18 protein-coding genes are annotated in these 20,950 nt (G+C 63.8%); 10 read left to right on the top strand and 8 right to left on the bottom strand.

All coding sequences use genetic code 11. The features are described 5' to 3' along the window. Positions 1-37: 37 nt before the first annotated feature. From ACQKPZ_RS17205 to ACQKPZ_RS17220, 4 genes are all read right to left on the bottom strand, one after another. A complete protein-coding gene (locus ACQKPZ_RS17205; protein WP_427540298.1) occupies positions 38-970 on the bottom strand; it encodes a D-2-hydroxyacid dehydrogenase in 933 nt (310 codons plus the stop codon). Positions 971-972: 2 nt separating this feature from the next. Next, positions 973-1,266: a YcgL domain-containing protein gene (locus tag ACQKPZ_RS17210; protein WP_391126883.1), complete on the bottom strand. Its 294-nt coding sequence runs from the start codon at positions 1,264-1,266 to the stop codon at positions 973-975. Further along, positions 1,263-2,396, bottom strand: coding sequence for a ribonuclease D (rnd, locus tag ACQKPZ_RS17215; RefSeq protein WP_427540301.1), 1,134 nt, complete (start codon positions 2,394-2,396; stop codon positions 1,263-1,265). Before rnd ends, ACQKPZ_RS17210 begins: the two co-directional genes overlap by 4 nt. Positions 2,397-2,629: 233 nt before the next feature. Next, the gene (locus tag ACQKPZ_RS17220) at positions 2,630-4,267 is read right to left on the bottom strand and encodes a phosphoethanolamine transferase (RefSeq protein WP_427540304.1); all 1,638 of its coding nucleotides are present in this window, start codon (positions 4,265-4,267) and stop codon (positions 2,630-2,632) included. Between the two features lie 252 nt (positions 4,268-4,519). Here ACQKPZ_RS17220 and ACQKPZ_RS17225 point away from each other — a divergent pair, with 252 nt between their 5' ends. Next, positions 4,520-4,756 carry a YdcH family protein gene (locus ACQKPZ_RS17225; RefSeq protein ID WP_427540307.1) on the top strand — a complete coding sequence of 79 codons (237 nt, stop codon included), beginning with the start codon at positions 4,520-4,522 and terminating at the stop codon, positions 4,754-4,756. Positions 4,757-4,878: 122 nt separating this feature from the next. On the opposite strand, the gene ACQKPZ_RS17230 is transcribed toward ACQKPZ_RS17225, so the two are convergent. Further along, positions 4,879-6,060 carry a trans-sulfuration enzyme family protein gene (locus ACQKPZ_RS17230; RefSeq protein WP_391127212.1) on the bottom strand — a complete coding sequence of 394 codons (1,182 nt, stop codon included), beginning with the start codon at positions 6,058-6,060 and terminating at the stop codon, positions 4,879-4,881. Positions 6,061-6,152: 92 nt separating this feature from the next. Here ACQKPZ_RS17230 and ACQKPZ_RS17235 point away from each other — a divergent pair, with 92 nt between their 5' ends. Next, complete coding sequence (locus tag ACQKPZ_RS17235) at positions 6,153-6,611, top strand: Lrp/AsnC family transcriptional regulator (protein WP_427540310.1); 459 nt, start codon at positions 6,153-6,155, stop codon at positions 6,609-6,611. A 123-nt stretch (positions 6,612-6,734) separates the two neighbouring features. On the opposite strand, the gene ACQKPZ_RS17240 is transcribed toward ACQKPZ_RS17235, so the two are convergent. Beyond that, positions 6,735-9,065: an FdhF/YdeP family oxidoreductase gene (locus ACQKPZ_RS17240; RefSeq protein WP_427540313.1), complete on the bottom strand. Its 2,331-nt coding sequence runs from the start codon at positions 9,063-9,065 to the stop codon at positions 6,735-6,737. A 354-nt stretch (positions 9,066-9,419) separates the two neighbouring features. On the opposite strand from ACQKPZ_RS17240, the gene moaA reads away from it, so the two are divergent. Further along, a complete protein-coding gene (gene moaA, locus ACQKPZ_RS17245; RefSeq protein ID WP_427540316.1) occupies positions 9,420-10,424 on the top strand; it encodes a GTP 3',8-cyclase MoaA in 1,005 nt (334 codons plus the stop codon). Between the two features lie 20 nt (positions 10,425-10,444). Then, positions 10,445-11,344: a bestrophin family protein gene (locus ACQKPZ_RS17250; protein WP_427540319.1), complete on the top strand. Its 900-nt coding sequence runs from the start codon at positions 10,445-10,447 to the stop codon at positions 11,342-11,344. A gap of 181 nt (positions 11,345-11,525) precedes the next feature. On the opposite strand, the gene moaB is transcribed toward ACQKPZ_RS17250, so the two are convergent. Further along, complete coding sequence (moaB, locus tag ACQKPZ_RS17255) at positions 11,526-12,065, bottom strand: molybdenum cofactor biosynthesis protein B (RefSeq protein WP_012273701.1); 540 nt, start codon at positions 12,063-12,065, stop codon at positions 11,526-11,528. Positions 12,066-12,207: 142 nt separating this feature from the next. Here moaB and ACQKPZ_RS17260 point away from each other — a divergent pair, with 142 nt between their 5' ends. Next, a complete protein-coding gene (locus tag ACQKPZ_RS17260) occupies positions 12,208-13,095 on the top strand; it encodes a LysR family transcriptional regulator (protein WP_427540343.1) in 888 nt (295 codons plus the stop codon). Here ACQKPZ_RS17260 and ACQKPZ_RS17265 read toward each other — a convergent pair. Beyond that, complete coding sequence (locus ACQKPZ_RS17265) at positions 13,083-13,865, bottom strand: helix-turn-helix domain-containing protein (RefSeq protein WP_427540322.1); 783 nt, start codon at positions 13,863-13,865, stop codon at positions 13,083-13,085. The genes ACQKPZ_RS17260 and ACQKPZ_RS17265 overlap by 13 nt on opposite strands. 377 nt (positions 13,866-14,242) lie before the next feature. Here ACQKPZ_RS17265 and ACQKPZ_RS17270 point away from each other — a divergent pair, with 377 nt between their 5' ends. The 5 genes from ACQKPZ_RS17270 to ACQKPZ_RS17290 all read left to right on the top strand — a co-directional run bounded on the left by ACQKPZ_RS17270 (position 14,243) and on the right by ACQKPZ_RS17290 (position 20,818). Then, positions 14,243-15,856 carry an APC family permease gene (locus tag ACQKPZ_RS17270; protein ID WP_427540325.1) on the top strand — a complete coding sequence of 538 codons (1,614 nt, stop codon included), beginning with the start codon at positions 14,243-14,245 and terminating at the stop codon, positions 15,854-15,856. 23 nt (positions 15,857-15,879) lie between these two features. After that, entirely contained in the window at positions 15,880-16,806 is a 927-nt protein-coding gene (locus ACQKPZ_RS17275) for a 4-hydroxyproline epimerase (RefSeq protein ID WP_427540328.1), read from the top strand. A 48-nt stretch (positions 16,807-16,854) separates the two neighbouring features. Further along, complete coding sequence (locus ACQKPZ_RS17280; protein ID WP_427540331.1) at positions 16,855-17,802, top strand: dihydrodipicolinate synthase family protein; 948 nt, start codon at positions 16,855-16,857, stop codon at positions 17,800-17,802. A 188-nt stretch (positions 17,803-17,990) separates the two neighbouring features. After that, the gene (locus tag ACQKPZ_RS17285; protein ID WP_427540334.1) at positions 17,991-19,568 is read left to right on the top strand and encodes an aldehyde dehydrogenase (NADP(+)); all 1,578 of its coding nucleotides are present in this window, start codon (positions 17,991-17,993) and stop codon (positions 19,566-19,568) included. A 2-nt stretch (positions 19,569-19,570) separates the two neighbouring features. After that, complete coding sequence (locus tag ACQKPZ_RS17290; protein ID WP_427540337.1) at positions 19,571-20,818, top strand: NAD(P)/FAD-dependent oxidoreductase; 1,248 nt, start codon at positions 19,571-19,573, stop codon at positions 20,816-20,818. Positions 20,819-20,950 lie beyond the last annotated feature (132 nt).

Here is a 20,950-nt window from a genome sequence, read left to right on the forward strand (position 1 = left end):
GGCGTGCCCGCGAAGAGGCCGGTACAGGCACTACAAATCAGTAGCCCTTCGCGAAATCCACTTCACCCCGCAACCCCTGCCCCGCTTCATACGCCTGCATATTCTCGACAAACAACCGCACCATCGCCGCCGGCGAGGTGGGTGCCGAGCTGTGCCCGGTGAGCAACAGCCCCCAGGCGGTCCAGAACGGGTGCTGGCGGGGCAATGGCTCCTGCCGGCACACATCGATCACCGCACCGGCCAGATGCCCTTCCTTCAGGGCCTCGACCAGATCAGCATCGACCACCGCCGCGCCACGCCCGGCATTGATGAACAGCGTGGTCGGCTGGAAGCATTTGAACAGCGCAGCGTCATACAAATCATGCGTGGCCGGGGTATCCGGCAACAGGTTGAGCACGTAGTCGACCTGGCCAACCATGCGCGGCAAGTCGGCCAGCGCCGCCACCTCGACGAACGGCGCCTGATCCCGGGCGCTACTGGCCACACCGTACAGCACCACGCCAAACGGTTGCAGGAACTCGGCCACCCGCTGGCCAATGTCGCCGGTGCCCACAATCAGCACCTTGCGCCCTTCCAGCGTACGCCCCGGGCGGTCATCCCAGCGCCGCTCCACCTGGCTGACCAGGCGCGACAGCACCTCGCGCTCATGGCCGAGCATGTAGGTGAGCATGTACTCGGCCATCACCTGGCCGAAGATGCCCACCGCTCGGGTCAGGCGATAGTCCCGCGGCAGGCCATCGGCCAGCAACGGCGTGATACCGGCCCAGGTCGACTGCATCCAGCCCGGCTTGTGGCCTTGGCGCAGCAAGCTCGCCAACAGGTCCGGCTGGCCTAGCCACACCGGGCACTGCGCTGCCTGACGGGCCAGTTCGGCAGAGTCACCGCTGGTGAGGATTTCCACTTCAGGCGCCGCTTCGCGCAAAAGCCCGGCGTACCGGGCATGGTCATGCTCTGCAATCAGTACTCGCATGATCAGACCGGGTCGTTTCGGCGCAGCAGCTCTTCGGGCAGGTGCTCGATGTACTCGTCTTCCGCCGGCGGCATCTGCAGGTGGTAGCCCTGGCTGTCGAGGTTCTCCAGCACCTTGGTGATGTCCTCGCGGGCCAGCTTGCGCTCAGGGGTGAGCACCAGGTCGAAGGCATGCTGCGGGGTACCGAAGAACGGCAACAGGCCTTCGGGCACGCGCTCCAGGCCGTCAGCCTTGAGCACGTACAGGTACATTTCGTTCTTGCGGGGGCTCTTGTAGATCGAGCAAATGCGTTTCATCGGGTCTCTCCGGCACCTGCAAGGCTGTCCAGCAGGGCCTGGCCCATACGCTCACGGCGCCAGCCGCGCAGCGAATCGGGCAGTTGATAAGGGCCATTGGGGTAGCCGCTCTTGAGCAGCGCTTCCAGGGCTTTCTTGCGCAGCATCAGCTCGGGGGCAATCCCCAGGCGCTCGCCTTCGGCCTGGCCGATGGCACGCAGCTGCTTGAGGATGCCAGCAGCCTCGATCGGCAGCGGCTCGGGCAACGCCTGAGGCCATTGCTCGGCAGGCAAGCTGGCAGCGCGCTGGATCAGCTGGATCAGGAATTCACCGTCCTGACGAATGGTGCGCGGGTGCATCTCGTCGATCTTGGCCAGCGCCGACAGGTTGCTCGGCTGGCTCTTGGCCATGGGCCACAGCGAGTGCTCCTTGAGGATACGGTTGCGCGGCACATCGCGGTTGCGCGCTTCGCGCTCGCGCCAGGCACACAGCGCGCGCAGCACCGCCAGTTGCTGGGGGGCCAGCTTCCAGGCGAGCTTCACGTCGCGGTAGAGGGTTTCGGGCTCGACCTCACGGCGCAACGCGGCCACCAGCTCGGCGCCGTCTTCCAGCACCCAGGCGTACTTGTCGTCGCTCAGGCGCGGGCGCAGGGCGGTAAACAGCTCGGCCAGGTGCACGGCATCCTCGGCGGCGTAGCTGACCTGGGTTTCCGACAGCGGGCGCTGCAGCCAGTCGGAGCGGGTTTCACCCTTGGGCAGTTCGATGCCCAGCACCTCCTGCACCAACCGCGAATAGCCCATGGAGAACCCAAGGTTCAGGTAACCGGCGGCCAGCTGGGTGTCGAACAACGGCTGCGGCAGCTTGCCGGTCAGGCGCAACAGCACTTCAAGGTCTTCGCTGCAGGCGTGCAGCACCTTGACCACTGCGCTGTCATCCAGCAAGTCGGCCAAGGGTTGCCAATTGCCAATCAGCAGCGGGTCGATCAGGAAGGCCCGCTGGCCGTCGCCGATCTGGATCAGCCCGGCTTTCGGGTAGAAGGTGTCGACCCGCATGAATTCGGTGTCGACGGCGACAAAGGGCAGTTGGTGCCAGTCGCGGCAGTGTTCGGCCAGGCTCTGGTCGTCACGGATCCAGTGAATTTCGATGGCCACAAGGCTCTCCCACTAACATTGGCGCGCAGTATATACGGCGCGGGCACTGCTGGTGAAACCCGGGCCATCCTTGATATCGATCAGTGGTGCAGTTTTGCATACGCGTGCGGCCCCTGTGGGAGCGGGCGCGCCCGCGAAGAAGGCAACACGGTGTATGGCACGGGCTTCGCCCGTGTTCGCGGGCTTGCCCGCTCCCACATGGACCGCGCAAGCTTGATGACACGCGACTGGCTTCAGCGCTTGGCCGCCAGCCAAGGCCGGCAGCTGGCGAACATGTCCAGCGACTGCTGGTACACCTCGGTGCGCACCTGCAACAGGCCGAGCATGGAGTGGAACAGGTTGTCCTGCGACAGTGGGGCATCGCTGAGCTTGGCCAGGCAGTCGGTATCGACGCCGAAGTCCTCTTTGTAGCTGTCAGAGAACCAGGTCAGCAGTGGCACGTGTTTCTGCTGCTCTGGGGCAATCGCGTAAGGCGTGCCGTGCAGGAACAGGTTGTACTCCCCCAGCGACTCGCCATGGTCGGAGAGGTAGATCATGGCGGTGTCGACCTTGTCCTGCTTGCTGCGCAGTGTGTCGATCAGCGAAGCCAGCACCTTGTCGGTGTAGGCCAGGGTGTTGTCGTAGCCATTGATGATGTCCTGCTCGCTGCATTGGTTCAGCGCGTTGCTCTGGCACACAGGGGTGAAGCGCTCGCTGGCACTGGGGTAACGCTTGAAGTATTCCGGCCCATGGCTGCCCATCTGGTGCAGCACCAGCACGGTATCCTTGTCGAGGTTGTCAATCAGCTCGTCCAGGCCTTGCAGCAGGATCTGGTCATGGCATTCGCCATTGGCGCACAGCTGAGGGTCCTTCAGGTTGCTGACATCGATGAACTGCACGCGGTCGCAGGTACCTTTGCAGCCCGACTGGTTGTCACGCCACTGCACGGCCAGGCCGGCGCGCTGAAGGATGTCCAGCAGCCCTTCGCGGTTCTTTGCTACACGGGCATCGTATTCCTTGCGCGTCATGCCAGAGAACATGCACGGCACCGAGACGGCCGTTTCCGTACCGCACGAATGCACATTGGAGAACGCCAGCAGGCCCTGCTCCTTGGCCAGGTTCGGCGTGGTATCGCGGTCATAGCCCAGCACACCGAAGTGGTCTGCCCGCGCACTTTCACCCACCACCAGCACCGTCAGCGACTTGCGCTCGTGCTTCTGCCAGGCCACATCGCGTTTGGCATCTTCGCCATAGTTCTGGAACGGCCGCGATGCCGTACCGACACGCTCGCTCACATAACCGATGGAGGCGCCGACGATATTGCTGGGGGTGAGCATCAGGCGCAATTCGTGGTGGTTGCGCAGCAACGACGACAAGCCCTGGTAGTTGACCAGCGCCACCGAGCCCAGTGCCACCACGCAGGCGCCACTGACCACCAGCTTGCCGAGCAGCTCTCGGTGCCAGCGGCGATAGGCGATCTGCGCCTTCCATAGCAGCACCGAAGGCAGTACACCGAGCAGCAGGATATACGCGGCAAACTTGAACGACATCAGGTCGCGTACTTCTGCAACATTGGTCTCTGCCATATTGCGGAACATGCCGGCATCAATAAGTACGCCGTACTGGTTCATGAAGTAAGCCACGCCCGCGCCACTCATGAACAACACAATGAGCAACGGTTTCAATACATAGCGAAAGGCAAACAACGTAAGGACCAGGTTGAAGGCAAACAGCATCAGCACGGCAAACGCCAGGCTCAGCCACAACCCCGACAGGCCGGGGGGCACAACCTCTTGCAGATGCTCCCAAAGGAACATGTTGAAGCCGATCAGCAGGTAAAGGCTGGCCAGCAGCGTGACCCATTCAGTCCGCAGGGATTTGAAGTTGAGCATCAGCGTTCGCAATCAAGAGTGATTATCAACCCCCAGGCCGGATGGCACCGTGGGAAAGTTGGGCGAACTCTAGAAAGCGCGTCATCAATTTTTCGTGAAAAAGACGGTAACAATTTCGTGAAGAGGCGTCTTTTATCAAATACGTGAAAGCCGTTCAGCTGCCATTCAGCCTGGCAGCCGTCACCGACCTGCGCAAAGACGGCTATCCTCAGAGGTCAGGACCTTACCGACAACCCTGACAGAGGTGAAGAAATGCCAGTTCCGCATGATCTGCTCGCTGACCTGCACGTTACCGCTGATGCATTCCAGGCGCTCATTGACAAGGACCAGACGCTGCACTCGCTGCACAAGGAATACAACGCCAAGGACAAGGAGGTGGTTGCCGCCGAAAACAACGGCACCAACGACGAGGCCGTCAACCGCCTGCGCAAGGAAAGGCTGCTGATCAAGGACAAGATCGAACGGATCATCCATCCGCCCAAATCCTGATGGAAATGTATTGAATTCACTGGCCTCTTCGCGGGCTTGCCCGCTCCCACAGGTCATCACTGCCCTGAAGACTTGTGCAATACCTGTGGGAGCGGGCAAGCCCGCGAAGAGGCCAGCAGCCCTTACACAGCAACCAAAGCGTTCAACGCCCCGTCCAGATCCTCGATCAGGTCACGATAATCCTCGATCCCCATCGAAAGCCGCAGCAGGTTCTCGCTGATTCCCATCACCCCTTTCTGCTCCGGGCTCAGCGAACAGTGCGACATGGTCCAGGAGTGGTTGATCATGCTCTCCACCCCGCCCAGCGAGTCGGCCAGCACAAAAATCTGCAGCGCCTCCACCAGGCGGTTTAGCGCGGCCCGGTCGCCCTTGACCTTCATCGCCACCACCGCCCCGCCGCTACGCATCTGGCGTTTGCACAGTTCATGCTGCGGGTGGCTTTCCAGCCCTGGGTAATACACCTGTTCGATCTGCGGGTGGCTTTCAAGGAAGCGCGCTACCTGCAAGGCATTGGCACACTGGCGCTCCATGCGCACATCCAGGGTCTTCAGGCCGCGCAGGGCCAGGTAGCAGTCGAACGGCCCCTGCACCGCGCCAATCGCCATGCTGATGCGGCGCAAGCGAGCCAACAATGCATCGTTGGCGGCCACCACCACGCCGCCGGTCAGGTCGGAATGGCCGCCGATGTACTTGCTGGCCGAATGCATCACCAGGTCCACGCCCAGGGTGATCGGGCGCTGGTTCCAAGGCGAGCAGAAGGTGTTGTCGATACAGGTGAGAATGCCCCGGGCCTTGGCCAGGTCGCACACCGCCTTGATGTCGACCAGGTGCAACAACGGGTTGGTGGGCGACTCGATCCAGATCAGCTGGGTTTCCGGTTTGATAGCTGCGGCAACCGCCTCAAGGTCGTTAAGGTCGACGTAGGTGGTGGTCAGGCCCGATGTGCGGCTGCGGTAGTCCTCCAGGATGCGGAAGGTGCCACCGTACACGCCGTTCATCACCACTACATGGGCATCCTTGGGCAGCAACTCCAGCACGGTTGCCGTGGCGTTGACGCCCGACGCACAGGCCACCGCGCCCACGCCTTCTTCCAGGGCCGCGACACAGGTTTCATAGGCATGCCGGGTGGGGTTGCCGACACGGCTGTAGGAGTACTCCGGCTTGTCGTCCAGGCTGCGCTTGGTGAACGAGCTGGCGGTGACGATGGCCGGGAAAATGGCGTTCTCGGCGACGCTGAACTGCTCGCCGGCGTGAATGGTGCGGGTGGCGAAATTGCGTGGCTTGTCGGACATGGTCAGGCCCATTGGCAGAGTGAAGGCTGCAACTATCGCACAACCCAAATGTTCTGGCCTTGGGGTAATCTGTGAAAAATCTTTCTTTACGGCCCGCGCGCGATATGGACAGTTTCGACCAGCACATTCTTACCCTGCTTCAGCGCGATGCCTCGATCTCGCTCAAGGATTTGGCCGAGGCCGTCAACCTGTCCACCACACCCTGCTGGAAGCGGGTCAAGCGCCTGGAAGAAGAAGGCTACATCCTGGGTCGCGTCGCCCTGCTGGACCCGGAACGGCTGGGGTTGGGGCTTACCGTATTCGTCCAGCTCAAGACCCAGCGCCACGACAGCGCCTGGCTGGAGCAGTTTGCCGCGACCGTGACCGGGTTCGAGGAAGTGATGGAGTTCTACCGCATGTCGGGGGACTGGGACTACATGTTGCGAGTGGTGGTGGGGGATATTGCGGCGTATGACCGGTTCTACAAAAAGCTGATTACCCGTACTGACGGGCTGTCGAACATTACCTCCAGTTTTGCCATGGAGCAGATGAAGTACACCACCGCTTATCCGGTGAACCGGTGACCGGGGGCTGCTTTGCAGCCCTTTCGCGACACAAGGCCGCTCCTACAGGCGATCGCGGTCCCCTGTAGGAGCGGCCTTGTGTCGCGAAAGGGCCGCAAAGCGGCCCCCATCCTGCAAACCTGATCAACTTGCAGTGTTAAGCGCTGCAATCCGGTTCCCCACCTTGGCTTTCTCGACCTTGATCGCCACAAACTTCGACGTCGGCGTATACGTCCCCACACCATAACTCTCCAGCGGCACCAGTGGGTTGGTCTCCGGGTAGTACGCCGCCGCCTGCCCTTCAGGCACGTCATACGCCACCAGGCGGAACCCAGAAACCCGCCGCTCCACACCGTCCTCCCACAGCGACACCAGGTCCACCTGCTCACCCGGTTCAAAGCCCAGGCGGCGGATGTCGGCCTCGTTGACGAACACCACTTCGCGCAGGCCGAACACACCGCGGTAGCGGTCGTCCAGGCCATACAGGGTGGTGTTGTACTGGTCGTGCGACCGCAGCGTCTGCAGGATCAGGTCGGGCTTGTCGCCCCGCGCCAGCACCTTGGCGTTGATCAACTCCTCCGGCAGTGCGTGGGGCATGAACCGGGCCTTGCCCGTGGCTGTGCGGAAGTTGCGATCGGCGGCATTGTTACCCAGGTGGAAACCGCCCGGGCTATGCAGGCGCTCGTTGAAACCGGTGAAACCAGGGATCACGTCGGCAATCATGTCACGGATGCGGTTGTAGTCGGCCACCGCATATTCCCAGTCGATCGGCTGGTTGCCCAGCGTGGCCTTGGCCATGCCGGCGATGATCCACGGCTCCGAGCGCATGTGCGGCGAACGCGGGCGCAACTGGCCGTTGGAAATGTGCACCATGCTGAAGGTGTCTTCCACGGTCACGCCTTGCGGCCCTTCGGCCTGCAGGTCGATTTCGGTCCGGCCCAGGCAGGGCAGGATCAGCGCATCGCGGCCAGTAACCAGGTGCGAGCGGTTGAGTTTGGTGGATATCTGCACGGTCAACGCGCAATTCTGCAGTGCCGCGTGGGTGCGCGGGGTGTCCGGGGTGGCCTGGGCAAAGTTGCCGCCCAGGGCAACGAACACCTTGGCCCGCCCCTCTTCCATGGCCTTGATCGCCAGCACCGCGTTGTGCCCATGGGCACGCGGCACACGGAACTGGAAGCGTTTTTCGATGGCATCGAGCAGCCCCGGCTTGGGCTTTTCGTCGATGCCCATGGTGCGGTCGCCCTGCACGTTGCTGTGGCCGCGTACCGGCGACAAGCCAGCGCCGGGTTTGCCGACGTTGCCGCGCAGCAACTGCAAGTTGACGATTTCCTGCACGGTCGGCACCGAGTGGCGGTGCTGGGTGACGCCCATGGCCCAGCACATGATCACCCGCTCAGCCTTGCGGTACATGCGTGCCGCCAGCTCGATCTCGGCCAGGGTCAGGCCCGACTGCTTGACGATATGCTCCCAGGAGGTGGCGTCCACTGCCGCCAGGTAGTCATCCACACCGCTGGTGTGCTCGGCGATAAAGGCATGGTCGAACACTGCCGGCTCACCATTGGCCTGGGCTTCGCGCTCCCACTGCAACAGGTATTTGGCAATGCCACGCATGGCCGCCATGTCACCACCCAAGGCCGGGCGGAAGTAGGCGCTGGATGTAGGTTCCGAGCCGTTGCTGAGCATTTCGAACGGGTGCTGCGGGTGCTGGAAGCGCTCCAGGCCACGCTCTTTCAGCGGGTTGAAACACACCACCTGAGCCCCGCGCTTGACCGCCTCACGCAGCGGCTCGAGCATGCGCGGGTGGTTGGTGCCTGGGTTCTGGCCGATGACGAAGATCGCGTCGGCCAGTTCCAGGTCGTGAAACACCACCGTGCCCTTACCCACCCCGAGGGTTTCCGCCATGCCTGCGCCGCTGGCTTCGTGGCACATGTTCGAGCAGTCAGGGAAGTTGTTGGTGCCGTAGGCGCGCACGAACAGCTGATAGAGGAACGCCGCCTCGTTGCTGGCGCGGCCCGAGGTGTAGAACTCGGCCTCGTCTGGCGACTGCAGCGCACGCAGGTGCCTGGCGACCAGCTCGAAGGCCTCCTGCCAGGTGGTTTCGACATAGTGGTCGGTAGCCGCGTCGTAGCGCATCGGGTGCGTGAGGCGGCCCTGGTATTCGAGCCAGTAGTCAGTCTGGTCCTTCAGCGCACTGACGCTGTACTTAGCGAAGAAAGCCGGGTCAACCGAGCGGCCGGTGGCTTCCCAGTTGACCGCCTTGGCGCCGTTTTCGCAGAACTTGACCATGTCGCTTTCCGGCGACTCGCCCCAGGCGCAGCCGGGGCAGTCGAAGCCGCCGTTCTGGTTGGTCTTGAGCATGGCCCGCAGGTTCTTGAAGGCGTTTTCACTGCCAAGCCAGCTTTTGGTGACGCTCTTGAGCGCCCCCCAGCCGGCGGCGGCGCCTTTGTAGTCCCTGATGTGTTCGTCCTGGCTCATGCAATGGTTCCTCACGCTTCGGTGCTTTTATCCAGCGTATGGAGCGTGGGGTGGGGGCGTCCAATCGAAAGATCTTACGGCGTGATAAGCGGTTTCGATCATGGTCCGGAATTGGGGTTGCAGCCTTCGCGGGCACGCCCGCTCCCACAGGATCACCTTGAACCCCAGCCTTGTGCTGTAACTGTGGGAGCGGGCATGCCCGCGAATGACGCGACGCGGTCTCGCCATTGAAATGCCTGGCCTTAGCCATGATAGAGGCTATCGATCAACCGGTCGGACAAAGCAATTTGACGCCCCTGCCCCCAGGTTATAGCTTGGAGTTGTGTCCCAACCCTTCGAGATTCGAGCGCGAACGTGGAACAGAACAGCCGGGCCCTGATCGACGGCTTCAACCGGAAAATCGACTACCTGCGGATGTCGGTCACCGACCGCTGTGACTTCCGTTGCGTGTACTGCATGGCCGAAGACATGCAGTTCCTGCCGCGCCAGCAAATCCTCAGCCTCGAAGAACTGTTCCAGGTGGCCGAGCGCTTCGTCGCCCTGGGCACCCGCAAGATCCGCCTGACCGGCGGCGAACCACTGGTGCGTCAGGGCATCGTCGACCTGTGCGGGCGCATTGCCGCCCTGCCCGGCCTGCGCGAGCTGTGCATGACCAGCAACGGTTCGCAACTCGGGCGCCTGGCCCAGCCGCTGTTCGACGCTGGGCTGTCGCGCCTGAACATCAGCCTCGACAGCCTGGACAGCGAGCGCTTCAGGCAACTGACCCGTACCGGCGACCTGCATCAGGTCATCGCCGGTATCGATGCCGCACGCCGCGCCGGTTTCAAGCGCATCAAGCTCAACTGCGTGGTGCTGAAGGGCCGCAACGACCACGAACTGGTCGACCTGGTGCGCTTTGCCATCGATCGGGAACTGGACATCACCTTCATTGAAGAAATGCCCCTGGGGGTGATCAACGAGCACGAACGTGGCGAGTCGTTCTGCTCCAGCGATGAAGTCCGCGCGCTGCTGGCTGAACAATTTACCTTGGTCGAATCGACCGAGTCGTCCCAAGGCCCGGCCCGCTACTGGCGCCTGGCTGAATCCGCAAATACCCGGGTCGGCTTCATTTCGCCGCACAGCCACAACTTCTGCGCTACCTGCAACCGCGTACGCCTCACGGTGGAGGGTCGCCTGCTGCTGTGCCTTGGCAATGAGCATTCGGTGGACCTGAAACAGGTGCTGCGTGCCCACCCCGGCAACGCCGAACGGCTGGAAAAGGCCATCCGCAATTCACTGCACCTCAAGCCTTACCGCCATCACTTCGAAGTCGGTGGCGAGGTGCAGATCCTGCGCTTCATGAACATGACCGGCGGCTGAGCAGCCGTCTCTGGATTTCCATGATCGTCCACCCAAACCCCGATGTGCTGCGTGTGCTGTTCACCCTCAAAGGGTCGATCGTAAAGCGCATTGCCCTGCGCTGCCTGATGGTGACCCTGCTGGCCGCGCTGATCGTGCTGGTCGAGCGCCATTTTCCATCGTTTTTCTACCCGGTCAGCGCCACGCCGTTTACCTTGCTGGGCCTGTCGTTGTCGATCTTCATGAGCTTTCGCAACAACGCCTGTTACGACCGTTGGTGGGAGGGTCGCAAGGCCTGGGGCAAGTTGATTATCGAAACCCGCTCGTTCGTGCGCGAAAGCGTGGTGATTGCCGACCAGAACCTGCGCGCCGAACTGCTGCGCAGCCTGTGCGGCTATGCCCATGCGCTGAATGCCCGGTTGCGCAACGAGGACGACCTGGCGGCCGCACGGCCGTGGCTGGCCCGACCAGAAGCAGTCAGCCCGCACAACGTGTGCGACGGCATCCTGCGCGTCATTGGCGAGCAGTGCTCGCAACTGGCAGAACAGCAGCAGATCAGCGACTGGCGCTACAGCTTGCTGGAGCAGCGGCTGGTAGGCCTTACCGAGGTGCAGGCGACCTGTGAGCGAATCAAGTTCACGCCGTTGCCGTTCCCCTACACGCTGTTGCTGCACCGCACCATTTACATCTTCTGCCTGCTGCTGCCGTTTGCCCTGGCCGAGCCGTTGGGTTGGCTGGCGCCGCTGTTCACCACCATCGTGGGGTACACGTTTTTCGGGCTGGATGCGATTGGCAACGAACTGGAAGACCCGTTCGGGCGGGATGAGAACGACTTGCCGACCGACGCCATGGTGCGGACCGTGGAGCGGGATGTGCTGGCGGGGATGGGTGAGGTGCAGCTGCCGCCGGCGCTGTTGCCGGTGGGGTATGTGTTGAGCTGAGGGTCTGCCCGCATACCTGGCCTGCCTGCGCGGTCCCTGTAGGAGCGGCCTTGCGTCGCGAAAGGGCTGCGCAGCAGCCCCGGCATTCTTGCAATGTGGCTGAAATCCTGGGGCCGCTACGCGCCCCTTTCGCGACGCAAGGCCGCTCCTACACCTACCGCGTCAACCTGCGGTTAGTGCATCACCCCCGGCTGGCGCAAGCCTCGATGGGCAGCAGGTGTTTGACGAAGTTGCACGGTCGGTGTCGGGCATCCAGCTGCTCCGCCAGAATCCCTTCCCACGCCGTGCGGCAGGCCCCGGTAGAGCCCGGCAAGCAGCACACCAACGTTCTATTGGACAACCCGGCCAGCGCCCGGCTCTGCACGGTCGAGCTGCCAATATCCAGAATCGACAACGCCCGGAACAGCTCTCCAAAGCCATCGATACGCTTGTCCAGCAGGCACTCGACCGCCTCCGGCGTGCTGTCCCGCCCGGTAAAGCCGGTGCCGCCGGTAATCAGCACCACCTGCACCTGCTCATCGGCAATCCAGGTCGCAACCTGGGCGCGAATCTTGTACAGGTCGTCCTTGAGCAACGCACGCGCCACCAGGCGGTGGCCGATCTCTACCGACCGGCTGGCCAGCAGCTCGCCGGAGGTGTCGTTGTCGTAGGTACGGGTGTCGCTGACGGTCAGCACGGCGATGTTGAGCGGTACGAAAACCGCATCGGGTTGGACGCGCACGGTCAAAAGCTCCTTGAATGGCATTGTCGCCACGCTAGAGGCAAGGCCCGAGGGCGTCCAATCAATATGGCGAACCGGCTGATCAATGACATCTATCGCAGACGTGGGTTATGGTCTGCTTAACCAGACGCCAGGCACTTCCATGGACATCAAGCAGCTCAAGTTCCTCATCGCCCTCGACCAGACCCGCCACTTCGGCCAGGCGGCGGCGCTGTGCCATATCACCCAGCCGACGCTGTCCATGCGCCTGCGCAACCTGGAGGACGAACTGGAGCTGGTGCTGGTCAAGCGCGGCCAGCGCTTTGAAGGTTTTACCGAGGCCGGCGAGCGCATCCTGGCCTGGGCCCGCACCCTGCTCGCCGCCCACGACGGCCTACAGGCCGAGGCTGCCAGCTGCCGCGGCCAGGTGGTCGGCAGCCTGCGCCTGGGCACGGTGCCGCTGGCCAGCTTCAACCCCATGCACCTGCTGTTGCCGCTGCGCGACAAATACCCCGAACTGCACTTCCAGCTCAGCTCACTGAGCTCGGAGCAGGTCATCGATGGGCTTAGCCGCAACCAGCTCGATCTGGGCATCTGCTACCTGGACCAAGTGAACACCAGCTTCTTCGAAGTGATCGAACTGGGCACCACCACCATGGGCCTGCTGCACGACACCCGGCACTTCCAGTTCAGCGGCGAAACGCTGCGCTGGGACGCACTCAGCGACATACCGCTGGGCCTGCTGAGCAAAGGCATGCACTACCGCCAGTCGCTGGACCTGAGCTTCCGCAGCCGTGGCCTGGAGCCCAATTCGGTACTGGAGAGCGACTCGACATTCCAGCTGATCCAGGCCATCAACACCGGCATGTGCTGCGCAATCATGCCGCTGGATTGCGGCCTGGAAGACCTCAGCGAACACCTGCGCATCCTGCCGGTGGCCGACGCCGCCATCCACAGCCCGGTCGGCCTGCTGCTGCGCCGCAGCGAGCCACGTTCGGCAATTGCCGAGCAGTGCTTTGCCGAAGCGCGGGCGCTGTTTCAAGCCACCTGATCGCTGGTTGCCTGGCGGTACTGCCTCGGTGTAAAGCCGGTCAGTTGCTTGAACTGGCGGCTGAAGGCGCTGTGGTCGGTGTAGCCGCAGCACATCGCCACTTCCGTGATCGGCATGTCTGAATGCAACAGGCGGTGGGCGTGCTCCAGGCGCGCCTTGTGGATCATCTGCCGGGGTGTGAGGTGGAACACCCGCTTGCAGTAGCGCTCCAACTGAGCCACTGAAATACCGGCAATGCGCGTTAGCTCGCCCATGCTGATCGGCTGGTGGAAGTGCTGACGGATGTGCTCGTCCACTGCGGCCAGGCGTTGATAGGCGGGGTGGCTGTCGGCGGCTGATTGCAGGTCGACCGAAATGCCGACCAAGCCAATGATCTCGCCCGCCTGGTTGTACAGCGGGCGCTTGTGGGTGAGGCACCAGCCGGGCTCGCGGCTGCCGTACAGGTGCAGCTCCAACTGATCTTCCAGCACCCGGCCTTCCTTGAGCACACGGCGGTCCTGCTCGGTATAGCCGGGGCCCAGCTGTGCCGGGAACACTTCGGCGCTGGTCTTGCCCAGCAACGGTTGCAAGCGCTTGAGGCCGCAGCGCTGGACCAAGGTGTTGTTGGCCAGCACGTAACGGGCGGCCGGGTCCTTGATGAAGATGGCGGCGTTGGGGATGGCGTCGAGGATCGGCAGCAGCAGGGATACACCGGCGAGCAGGACCTCCAGGCTGGCGGGGCGGTGCTGATCCAAGGACTGGTAGAGGGTTGCCAGGGTTATGTCGGTCATCTGTCAGTTCTCTGCTGGCTGTGCCGGCCCTTTCGCGGGCGCGCCCGCTCCCACAGGTCCTCCACACATTTCGAATTCTGCGCCGTACCTGTGGGAGCGGGCATGCCCGCGAAGAGGCCGGCACGATCAAATTACCCCTACAGGCCTTGTGCGGCTTGGCCTACAGCCTATCCATCAGCCCACCATCGGCGCCAGTTTTTTCTGTAACTGTGCCGATTTCGTCATCCCCCTTGCAGAAAACCATCAAGAACCGCCGCCCCGAGCGGTTCACTCTATGCCCCACGCAAGCCGCCCAAGTTCAACAAGAGCGCGGCCCAAAAAGCCGCATCTCGTGACATCAGACCTGCCTATCCAATAACCAACAAAAAGGCGAACCCATGTCAGGCAAATTCAAGAAACAGTTGTCATTGCTGGACCTCACCTTCATCGGCCTGGGGGCCATCTTCGGCTCCGGCTGGCTGTTCGCCGCCAGCCACGTCTCGGCCATCGCCGGCCCGGCCGGCATCCTGTCCTGGTTCCTCGGCGGTTTCGCCGTGCTGCTGCTGGGCATCGTCTACTGCGAGCTGGGCGCCGCCCTGCCCCGCGCCGGTGGGGTAGTGCGCTACCCGGTGTACTCGCACGGCCCGCTGCTGGGCTACCTGATGGGTTTCATCACCCTGATCGCCTTCTCCAGCCTGATCGCCATCGAAGTGGTCGCCTCGCGCCAGTACGCCGCCGCGTGGTTCCCCGGGCTGACCAAAGCCGGCTCCAGCGACCCGACCGTACTCGGCTGGCTGGTGCAATTCGCCTTGCTGGGGCTGTTCTTCTTCCTCAACTACCGCAGCGTAAAAACCTTCGCCAAAGCCAACAACCTGGTCAGCGTGTTCAAATTCATCGTGCCGCTGCTGGTGATTGGCGTACTGTTCACCTTCTTCAAGCCAGAGAACTTCCAGGTCCAGGGCTTTGCGCCATTTGGCCTGTCCGGTGTTGAAATGGCCGTGTCGGCCGGCGGCATCATCTTCGCCTACCTGGGGCTGACGCCGATCATTTCGGTGGCCAGCGAGGTGAAAAACCCGCAGCGCACCATCCCGATTGCGCTGATCCTTTCGGTGTTGCTGTCCACCGCGATCTACGCCCTGCTGCAACTGGCCTTCCTCGGCAGCGTACCAACCGAAATGCTGACCAACGGCTGGGCCAGCGTCACCAAGGAACTGGCCCTGCCCTACCGTGACATCGCCCTGGCCCTGGGTGTGGGCTGGCTGGCTTACCTGGTGGTGGCCGACGCCGTGATCTCGCCCAGCGGCTGCGGCAACATCTACATGAACGCCACCCCGCGCGTGGTCTATGGCTGGGCGCAGACCGGCACCTTCTTCAAGTACTTCACCCGCATCGACGCCGAGTCCGGCATCCCACGCCCGGCGCTGTGGCTGACCTTTGGCCTGTCGGTGTTCTGGACCCTGCCGTTCCCGTCGTGGGAAGCGCTGATCAACGTGGTATCCGCTGCCCTGGTACTGAGCTATGCCGTGGCGCCGGTCACCGTCGCCGCCCTGCGCCGCAACGCCCCTGACATGCCTCGCCCGTTCCGGGTAAAGGGCATGGGCGTGCTCGGCCCGCTGTCGTTCATCATCGCCGCGCTGATCGTGTACTGGTCTGGCTGGAACACCGTGTCCTGGCTGCTGGCCCTGCAAATCGTGATGTTCGTGCTGTACCTGCTGTGCGGCCGCTTCGTGCCCACCCAACACCTGTCGCTGGGCCAGCAAGTGCGCTCGTCGGCGTGGCTGATCGGCTTCTACGCGGTAACCATCCTGCTGTCGTGGCTGGGCAGCTTCGGCGGCCTGGGGGTCATCGGCCACCCGCTCGACACCGTGGCCGTGGCGGCCTGTGCACTGGGCATCTACTACTGGGGTGCGGCCACGGGTGTGCCTGCTCACCTGGTGCGCCTGGAAGGCGAGGACGAAAGCGAGACCAGCGCTGATACCTATGCCGGCCGCCCCGCCGCCGTCGCCTCCTGATCTTTTACCCAAGGGAAAAGCCCATGAAACAGATTCACGTCATCGACTCCCACACTGGCGGCGAACCGACCCGCCTGGTGATGAAGGGCTTCCCGCAACTGCACGGCCGCAGCATGGCCGAGCAGCGCGACGAACTGCGCGAGCTGCACGACCCGTGGCGCCGCGCCTGCCTGCTGGAGCCACGCGGCAACGATGTACTGGTGGGCGCGCTGTACTGCCCACCGGTGTCGGCCGACGCCACCTGCGGGGTGATTTTCTTCAACAACGCCGGCTACCTGAACATGTGCGGCCACGGCACCATCGGCCTGGTCGCCTCGTTGCAGCACCTGGGCCTGATCGCACCGGGCGTGCACAAGATCGATACCCCGGTCGGCCAGGTCAGTGCCACCTTGCATGAAGATGGCGCCATTACCGTGGGTAACGTCCCTTCCTACCGGTACCGCCAGCAGGTGGCGGTGGATGTGCCCGGCCATGGCGTGGTGCACGGCGACATTGCCTGGGGCGGTAACTGGTTCTTCCTGGTTGCCGAACACGGCCAGCGTATCGAACTGGACAACCGTGAGGCATTGACCGACTACACCTGGGCCATGCTCAAGGCCCTGGAAGACCAGGGCATCACCGGCGAAAACGGCGAACCTATCGACCACGTCGAGCTGTTCGCCGACGACGCCCACGCCAATAGCCGCAACTTCGTGATGTGCCCAGGCAAAGCCTACGACCGCTCGCCCTGCGGCACCGGCACCAGCGCCAAGCTGGCCTGCCTGGCCGCCGACGGCAAGCTCGCCGAAGGCCAGACCTGGGTGCAGGCCAGCATCACCGGTAGCCAGTTCCATGGCCGCTTTGAGCACGACGGCGATCGCATTCGCCCGTTCATCACCGGCCGCGCCTACATGACCGCCGACAGCACCCTGCTGATCGACGAACAGGACCCGTTTGCCTGGGGCATCTGAGCCCCGGCCCTTTTTTTCCCAAACCGAATTTCGCGAGGAGTAACAACAATGACCAACAACATCTTCACCGGCACCATGCCCGCCCTGATGACCCCGTGCACCGCCGAGCGCAAGCCGGATTTCGACGCCCTGGTGCGCAAGGGCCGCGAACTGATCGAGGCCGGCATGAGCGCCGTGGTGTACTGCGGCTCGATGGGCGACTGGCCGCTGCTGACCGAGGCCGAGCGCCAGGAAGGCGTGGCGCGCCTGGTGGCCGCCGGCATCCCGACCATTGTCGGCACTGGCGCGGTGAACACCCGTGAAGCGGTAGCCCACGCAGCCCACGCGGCCAAGGTCGGCGCTGCTGGCCTGATGGTCATCCCTCGCGTGCTCAGCCGCGGCGCTTCGCTGATTGCCCAGAAGCACCACTTCTCGGCCATCCTCGCTGCCGCGCCAAAGCTGCCGGCGGTGATCTACAACAGCCCCTACTACGGCTTTGCCACCCGCGCCGACCTGTTCTTCGAGCTGCGCCGCGAGTTCCCCAACCTGATCGGCTTCAAGGAATTCGGCGGTGGTGCCGACCTGCGTTACGCCGCCGAACACATCACCTCCAAGGATGACGATGTGACCCTGATGGTCGGCGTGGACACCCAGGTGGTGCATGGCTTCGTCAACTGCAACGCCACTGGCGCCATCACCGGCATCGGCAACGCCCTGCCGCGTGAAGTGCTGCACCTGGTCAGCCTGAGCAAGCAGGCCGCCAAAGGTGACGCCAAGGCCCGCCGCCTGGCGCGCGAACTGGAAGCAGCACTGGCGGTGCTGTCGTCGTTCGATGAAGGCTGCGACCTGGTGCTGTACTACAAGCACCTGATGGTGCTGAACGGCGACCGTGAATACGGCCTGCACTTCAACGAGACCGACGTGCTGACCGATGCCCAGCGCAACTATGCCGAGCAGCAGTATTCGCTGTTCCGCAGCTGGTACGCCAGCTGGTCGGCGGAGCAGAACATCGCCTGACTTATGCCCTGCGCGGCCCCTTGTAGGAGCGGCCTTGTGTCGCGATCGGGCTGCAAGGCAGCCCCAGCATTTTGTGCGTCTGCGCGGAAACCCCGGGGCTGCTGCGCAGCCCTTTCGCGACACAAGGCCGCTCCTACAGGGGCCGCGGTTTCGCTTGATATCCGAATCTGATTTCCCAAGGAGGCTCCATGACCCTCACAGGCAACCTGCTGATAGGCCAAACCCCGGTAACCGGCAGCCGCGAAGCCATCCACGCCATCAACCCGGCCACCGGCCAGGCGCTGGAGCCGGCCTACCTCGGCGGCACCGGCGAACACGTGGCCCAGGCCTGCGCCCTGGCCTGGACGGCGTTCGACGCCTACCGCGAAACCTCGCTCGAACAGCGGGCACAGTTTCTCGAAACCATCGCCGCGCAGGTCGAAGCCCTGGGCGATGCACTGATCGAGCGCGCCGTGGCCGAAACCGGCCTGCCCAAGGCGCGCATTCAAGGCGAACGTGGCCGCACCTGCACCCAGCTGCGCACCTTCGCCCGTGTGGTACGGGCCGGTGAATGGCTGGATGTGCGGGTCGACAATGCCCAGCCCGAACGCCAGCCCCTGCCCCGCGCCGACCTGCGCCAGCGCCAGGTAGCCTTGGGGCCGGTGGCTGTGTTTGGCGCCAGCAATTTCCCGCTGGCGTTCTCGGTGGCCGGTGGCGACACCGCGTCGGCACTGGCCGCTGGCTGCCCGGTGGTGGTCAAAGCCCACAGCGCTCACCCCGGCACCAGTGAACTGGTTGGCCACGCTGTGGCGCAAGCGGTGAAGCTGTGCGGCTTGCCGGCCGGCGTGTTCTCGTTGTTGTACGGTTCTGGCCGTGAGGTCGGCATCGCGCTGGTCAGCGACCCGCGCATCAAGGCCGTTGGCTTCACCGGCTCGCGCAGCGGTGGTATGGCACTGAGCCAGGCGGCCCAGGCGCGCCCGGAGCCGATCCCGGTGTATGCCGAAATGAGTTCGATCAACCCGGTGTTCCTGTTCGAAGCCGCCCTGCAAGCCCGTGCCGAAACGCTGGCGCAAGGCTTCGTCGCCTCGCTGACCCAAGGTGCCGGCCAGTTCTGCACCAACCCCGGTCTGGTGATTGCCCGCCAAGGCGCTGCGTTGCAGCGGTTTATCGACGCTGCCGGCGAGCACGTGCGCCAGGCCGCCGCACAGACCATGCTCACCCCTGGCATCTTCAATGCTTACCAGGCTGGCATCGGCGCCCTGGCAGAAAACGTCAATGCCCAGGCTGCGGCCAGCGGCCAGGCCGGGCAAGGCCCCAACCAATGCCAGGCGCAGCTGTTCGTGGCCCAGGCCGAAGCCTTCCTGGCCGACCCTGCGTTGCAGGCCGAGGTGTTCGGCGCGGCGTCGCTGGTGGTGGCCTGCGCAAGCGATGAACAGGTACGCCAGGTGGCCGAGCATCTGGAAGGCCAGTTGACCGCGACCTTGCAACTGGACGATGCCGACATCGACAGCGCCCGGGCCCTGTTGCCGACACTTGAACGCAAAGCCGGGCGGATTCTGGTAAATGGCTGGCCAACCGGCGTCGAAGTATGCGATGCAATGGTCCACGGCGGGCCGTTCCCGGCCACCTCCGATGCCCGCACCACCTCGGTGGGCACGGCGGCGATCCTGCGCTTTTTGCGCCCGGTGTGCTACCAGGACTTCCCAGACGCCCTGCTGCCGCAGGCTGTGCAGCACAGCAACCCGCTCCACCTGCGGCGCCTGCTCGACGGCAAACGGGAAGGCTGAGCATGGTAGAAGCCCACGAAGCTGATATCGCCGTGGTCGGCGCCGGCATTGTCGGCGTCGCCTGCGCCCTGCAACTGGCCCGCCAGGGCCGCAAGGTGCTGCTGGTGGACCGCCAGGCACCCGGCAATGGTGCGTCCTATGGCAATGCCGGGCACCTGGCCACCGAGCAGGTGTTTCCGATTGCCGACCTGTCCATCCTCAAGCGGCTGCCGCGCATGCTGCTGGACCCGATGGGCCCCCTGCGCCTGGACTGGAAGTACCTGCCCAGGGCCATGCCGTGGTTCACCCGTTTGCTGCTCAACCTGCGCCCGGCACCGTTCCAGCGCAGCGTGGCCGGCATCCGTACACTGAACGAGGGCAGCCTGGCTGCCTGGCAGCGGTTGCTGGGCTCGATCGGGCGCAGCGAGCTGTTCCAGGAAGATGGCTCGTTGCTGGTGTTCGAAAAGCCTGAGTCGCGCCAGGCCCTGCACGCCCTGCGCACACGCATGGAGCAGCAGGCAGTGCCGGTCGACTTCTGGGCGGCCGCAGCCGTGCACGAGGCGGCGCCGCAGTTGAGCCCCTCGCTGCTGGGTGGGTTGTACTTCCCACGCACCGGGCATTTCATCGACCCCTATCGTGTGGTGTGTGAGCTGTTTGAAGCAGCCAGAGCCAGTGGCGTGCGCTTTGTCCAGGCGCAGGTCGATGGCGGCCAGTTGCACAGCGGCGGGGTCAGCCTGGTCAGCGAGCAAGGCACGTTCAATGCCCGTCAGGTGCTGATCAGCTGTGGCGCGCATTCTGCCAAATTGACGACCGCGCTGACGGGCAAACGGGTGCCGTTGGATACAGAGCGCGGCTACCACCTGATGTTACCGGGTGAGCAGCAACGGCTGCCATTTGCGGTCACGTCGCTGGAGCGCAAGTTCATCATGACGCCCATGGCCGAAGGTTTGCGCCTGGCGGGCACGGTGGAGTTTGCCGGGCTGGAGGCACCGCCGAGCATGCAGCGGGCGTGGCAGTTGCACCGGTTGAGCAAGGGGTTGTTCCGACGGGACTTGAGTGCTGAAGGGGCTACGCCGTGGATGGGCTTCCGGCCTTCGTTGCCGGATTCATTGCCGGTGATCGACCGGGTGTGTGATGGGCGGGTGCTGTTGGCGTTTGGGCATCAGCACCTGGGCTTGACCCAGGCGGCGGTGACGGCGGAATGGGTGGGAAGGCTGGCTGAGCGGGCCGGCGGGGATGAGATGTCGCCTTATCGGTTGGATCGGTTTTAGCTTCGGGGGCCGCTGCGCGGCCCGATCGCGACACAAGGCCGCTCCTACAGGAGTACGCGATCCCGGGTTTGTGCGGGCCTGTGTGGCGGTAGGGGGGCGCCGCATCCCCCCCCCAAACAAAACGATAAAACA

Origin of the sequence: Pseudomonas sp. NPDC089547, assembly GCF_050280665.1 — a bacterium.
Taxonomy (GTDB): Bacteria; Pseudomonadota; Gammaproteobacteria; order Pseudomonadales; family Pseudomonadaceae; genus Aquipseudomonas.